The organism is Desulfovibrio sp. 1188_IL3213 (assembly GCF_036763145.1).
Classification (GTDB): domain Bacteria; phylum Desulfobacterota; class Desulfovibrionia; order Desulfovibrionales; family Desulfovibrionaceae; genus Desulfovibrio.
Genome location: NZ_JBAIYR010000210.1, coordinates 1 through 3,971 on the forward strand (window position 1 = coordinate 1; position 3,971 = coordinate 3,971).

Here is a 3,971-nt window from a genome sequence, read left to right on the forward strand (position 1 = left end):
GCTGGCGGCGTTGCCTGCAACTCGCTGCTGCGGCGACGCGTTACGGAACTTATGGAGCACAGGGGCGGCCACGCCATCATTCCCGGCCCGCACCTGTGTACAGACAACGCGGCCATGATAGCCTATGGGGGCTGGCTGCTCGGGAAAAAGGGATATTACCATCAACTGCATATGGAAACTGTCCCCCGCGGGCGTGCGCTGCCTGACGACATGGGGCGCTGCCGCGAATACGCCGAAGACCTGTCGGAAACATGAGATTGTCTTGACAGTCAGGTCTTTGGAAACTACTCTTGCTCAATACAAAGCGCCGTAGCGCTTCCGGCCTGGCGGGCGAAAAACGCCCTATTTTTTGGCATAGGGGATGTAGCCCGCGCCGGACACGATCTTTTGCCCGACGGGAGTGAAAATATAGTCCACAAATGCCTTGGTGATGCCCTGCGGCTCACCCTTGGTATTCATGTACAGCAGGCGCGTGACCTTGTATTCGCCTGAAGCGGCGTTTTCCTGGCTGGGGGCCACACCGTCAATACTTACTCCCTTTATGCTGTCGTCCAGATGGCCGATACCCACATAGCCGATGGCGTTGGGATCCTGGCTGACGGCCGTTTTCATGGCCCCGTTGGAACTGACCACATTGGCCTTGATGGAAGGAGTGTCCTTGTCCACGGCGCGTTCTTCAAAGGTTTCGCGCGTGCCGCTGCCGTCTTCGCGCACATAGAGGGATATGGGAGCGTCAGCGCCGCCCACTTCCTTCCAGTTTCCGATCTTGCCGGAAAAAATATCCTTTACCTGCCCCCTGGTCAGCCCTGCGACCTTGTTGGCCGGATTGACGGCCACAGCCACGCCGTCAATGGCAAAAGGAAAGGTCACAAGGCCGTATTTTTCCACTTCCACAGGCTTGAGGGCGCGGCCGGTATTGCCGATCTGCACAATACCCTCGCCCACTTTCTGCACTCCCACGCCGGAGCCGCCCCCCGCCACGGTAATGCGGATGCCGGGGTTAACGGCCATGATCCGCTTGGCGGCCTCTTTCATAACAGGAATGTGTGCCGTGCCGCCCGCAATATCCACAACCCCCTTCTGCCCCTTAAAAGCGTCCAGAGGGTCAGAGGGCGAAGCGGCAAAGGCCGTGCCAAGGCCGCACATCAGCAGAACAGCCGCAAGAATTCCACGTTTCATGACAGTCTCCTACGGTTAGCGTGAACAAAAAGCGCGGACGCACCACGCAGTGTACAGCAACAGACGCGACCACGTCGCCGGGAGTCGGATGAAAAATGGAAAGCCGCCCTCGCGGCGCAGTACGAAAACCGCCCGCTAACCGAGCAAGGGAGACATCCAGCCCCACCCGACAGACGGTCAGGTGACGCCGGAAATAGAGAACAGAGCTTCACGGGCGGCCATCGCCGCCATATGCGGCATGCTGCCCGCATTGGCCGTGAAAGCCCCAAGGGCGGCACGGCCAATGCTTTGTGGTGAGGCCCTATGGAACCTGGAGGAAATGCTCATACCTCGGGTCTATCTGATGGGCGGGAACCGGTCAAGCCGCGCCGGAGCACGCCCCGCCGTCCGCCCGGAAGGAACGTTTTTTGTGCCGGGGCCGAAACGCACAGGCAGAACAGCACAAAAACGTTTATAATCCAAAAAAGCGCCTGGCATTGACGCCGCACTGCCGCCAAAGCTCTTCCGCATCCTGTCCGCGCGCTTCCGCCACCGCCCGCGCGGTAAACACGGTAAAGGCAGGCTCGTTGCGCTTGCCGCGCCAGGGTACGGGGGCAAGATACGGGGCGTCCGTTTCCAGCATAAGGCGGTCGGAGGGAATGCAGGCCACCGCTGCGCGCAGTTCCTCATTGGCCCTGTAGGTCACGGGGCCGGGTACGGACACATGCCAGCCGTTACTCACGATGCGGCGGGCCAGATCCGGCCCTTTGCCGAAGCAGTGCCACAACAGCGGATACCCGGCAAAACCCTGCGACTCAAGAACCATGAGTGTTTCTTCCTCCGCCTCGCGGCAGTGGATCACCACAGGGCGCTCCAGTTCACGGGCCAGCCTGAGCTGCGCGGTAAAAACCTCGTACTGCACCTCACGGGGGCAATCGTCCCAGTAAAAATCCAACCCGATTTCGCCCACAGCCTTGAGACGCGGCTCTTCCGCAAAAGCGCGGCGCATGGCTTCGATAACTTGGGGCGTGCAGTCGCGCCCGTGGCAGGGGTGAACGCCAAACAAAAAGAAAACCTGGGGATGCTCCGCAAAATAATGTCGTCGCGCGGCAAAGTGGTCGGGGCTGAGAAACACGTTGCCCACATGGCTGATGCCGCAGACAGCGGCTCTTTCCAGCACGGCTTCGCGGTCCAGGTCAAACTCCTCGCCGTCCAGATGGGCGTGGCTGTCGACGCCTTCCGGCGGCAAGGGAACGGAAACGGGATCAATGCGGTTAGTGGATTTTTTCGACATGCTTACCTCGCGCCGTTACATACCAACGAGTGCCGCCAAGGGCAAGGGCAAGGCCCGGCGGCAACGCCATTGCCAAGACAGAACAATGGGGCTATGCTGAACCGGTTTTGCTATCCTAGAGCATTTTTGCATTGAGAATATCCATTCTCAATGCTTGCAAAACGCCCGCTTCGGCGCGTAACAGCGCGAATAAATTGCGCTTACGCCTCTGCGACGGGCGTCTGCTCACGCAGTTGCCAGAGCAATTTCAAAGTGAAATTGCTCTAAAAACATTTTATGTTTGAGAACATACATGCTCAAAGTCTTACAATGCCCACTGCGGCGTCCATCTGCGCCAATATAGTGTGCTTGCGCCTTTGTGGCGGGCGGCTGCCAGAGCAGCCGCCGGAACGGATTCAAGGCAACATTGCTTCACTTTTGGTCTCACACCACTTTTTCCGGGGGAAATATGCATCTCCGTAAACGTATACTGGTCACGGGCGGTTCGGGCTTTCTCGGTTCGCACCTGTGCGAAAGGCTGCTCAACGAAGGGCATGAAGTTCTTTGCGTGGACAATTTCTTTTCCAGCGCCCGCGCCAATGTTGAGGAATTTCTCGACAACAGAAGGTTCGAGCTGATCCGCCACGATGTAACCTTTCCCCTGTATGTGGAAGTGGACGAGATATACAATCTGGCCTGCCCGGCCTCTCCCATCCACTACCAGCACGACCCGGTACAGACCATCAAAACCTGCGTCCACGGGGCCATCAACATGCTGGGCCTGGCAAAAAGGGTCAAGGCGCGTATCTATCAGGCGTCCACCAGCGAAGTATACGGCGACCCCGAAATACACCCGCAGACCGAAGACTACTGGGGGCATGTGAACCCCAACGGCATCCGCTCGTGCTACGATGAAGGCAAACGCTGCGCCGAGGCCCTGTTCTTCTCCTACTGGCGGCAGAGCGGCCTGCCCATCAAGGTGGGGCGCATCTTCAACACCTATGGCCCCAAAATGCACCCCAACGACGGGCGCGTGGTATCCAACTTTATCATTCAGGCGCTTAAGGGCCAGCCCATCACCATTTATGGCGACGGCAGCCAGACACGCTCTTTCTGCTATGTGGACGACCTTATCGAATGCATGGTGCGCCTCATGGCCTCTCCCGAAGACTTCATCGGCCCGATGAACATGGGCAACCCCGGCGAATTCACCATTCGCGAGTTGGCCGAGAAAGTTGTGGACATGACCGGCAGCAAGTCTGTGATCAGTTACGAACCGCTGCCCGGTGATGACCCCAAACAGCGCCGGCCCGACATTACCCTGGCACGCGAAAAACTTGGCTGGGAACCGCAGGTCAAACTGGAAGACGGGCTGAAAAAAACCATCGCCTACTTTGACAGCATGTTAAAACTGGGCATGGCCTGACCCTTGCCCGAAAGCCAACCTATGCCATGACGCTCTTTATCATAACTCTGCTTGTCCTGGCGGCGGCTGCCGCCGCCATGGCCCTGCTCGCGCTGCTGCCCTCTCCGGCGGGCA

General features: G+C 58.7%; 3 protein-coding genes and 1 pseudogene. 2 read left to right on the forward strand and 2 right to left on the reverse strand.

The window, feature by feature from the left end; translation table 11 throughout:
• A pseudogene (locus tag V6C16_RS08915) lies at window positions 1-255 on the forward strand (tRNA (adenosine(37)-N6)-threonylcarbamoyltransferase complex transferase subunit TsaD); the annotation flags it as partial.
• An 87-nt stretch (window positions 256-342) separates the two neighbouring features.
• Here the strand turns inward: V6C16_RS08915 and V6C16_RS08920 are convergent.
• Together V6C16_RS08920 and V6C16_RS08925 are read right to left on the reverse strand one after the other, a co-directional pair.
• Window positions 343-1,179 (reverse strand): phosphate ABC transporter substrate-binding protein, encoded by an 837-nt coding sequence (locus V6C16_RS08920; protein ID WP_333535199.1) that lies wholly within the window; start codon window positions 1,177-1,179, stop codon window positions 343-345.
• Between the two features lie 451 nt (window positions 1,180-1,630).
• Window positions 1,631-2,452 carry a TatD family hydrolase gene (locus V6C16_RS08925; protein WP_333535202.1) on the reverse strand — a complete coding sequence of 274 codons (822 nt, stop codon included), beginning with the start codon at window positions 2,450-2,452 and terminating at the stop codon, window positions 1,631-1,633.
• Between the two features lie 448 nt (window positions 2,453-2,900).
• On the opposite strand from V6C16_RS08925, the gene V6C16_RS08930 reads away from it, so the two are divergent.
• Window positions 2,901-3,857, forward strand: coding sequence for a UDP-glucuronic acid decarboxylase family protein (locus V6C16_RS08930; protein ID WP_333535203.1), 957 nt, complete (start codon window positions 2,901-2,903; stop codon window positions 3,855-3,857).
• Window positions 3,858-3,971: the final 114 nt, after the last annotated feature.

Bases quoted from the DNA above. Each gene is read 5' to 3' on its own strand.
- V6C16_RS08930 (WP_333535203.1), top strand. From the start codon at position 2,901: ATGCATCTCCGTAAACGTATACTGGTCACGGGCGGTTCGGGCTTTCTC.
- V6C16_RS08925 (WP_333535202.1), bottom strand. From the start codon at position 2,452: ATGTCGAAAAAATCCACTAACCGCATTGATCCCGTTTCCGTTCCCTTG.
- V6C16_RS08920 (WP_333535199.1), bottom strand. From the start codon at position 1,179: ATGAAACGTGGAATTCTTGCGGCTGTTCTGCTGATGTGCGGCCTTGGC.